This is a genomic window from Bradyrhizobium sp. NBAIM08 (assembly GCF_020193935.1).
GTDB lineage: Bacteria > Pseudomonadota > Alphaproteobacteria > Rhizobiales > Xanthobacteraceae > Bradyrhizobium > Bradyrhizobium yuanmingense.
The window spans coordinates 1-398 of sequence record NZ_JADYVR010001050.1; the positions used below are offsets into that span (position 1 = coordinate 1).

General features: G+C 73.9%; 1 protein-coding gene. It reads right to left on the minus strand.

Translation table 11 applies throughout. The features are described 5' to 3' along the window. Positions 1 to 398 (minus strand): cob(I)yrinic acid a,c-diamide adenosyltransferase (locus I6F37_RS43410; protein ID WP_225154897.1); only part of this gene is annotated, 398 nt, incomplete at both ends.

The window sequence follows — 398 nt, forward strand, 5'->3', positions numbered from 1 at the left end:
CGCCGGGCTCCCAGAGGACGTCCTGCCCGGTGTTGAGGCTGCGGGCGAGGACGAAGAGGTGGTCCGACAGGCGGTTGAGGTAGCGGACGGCGTCGCCGTTCACCGGCTCGGCGGCGGCGAGCGCGACCACGGCGCGCTCGGCGCGGCGGGCGAGGGTGCGGGCGACATGGGCATGGGCGGCGGCCTGGGTGCCGCCGGGAAGGATGAAGGAGGTGAGCGGGGGGAGGTCGGCGTTCATGATCCCCACCTCGGTCTCGAGCCGCAGGCACTGGGCGGCGGTGACGCGCAGGCCGCCCTCCATGCCCGGTACGGAAAGGTCGGCGCCGAGGTCGAAGAGGTCGTTCTGGATGCGGCCGAGCATCGCGTCCTCCTCCTGCGCGGTGTGCAGGCGCAGGAGG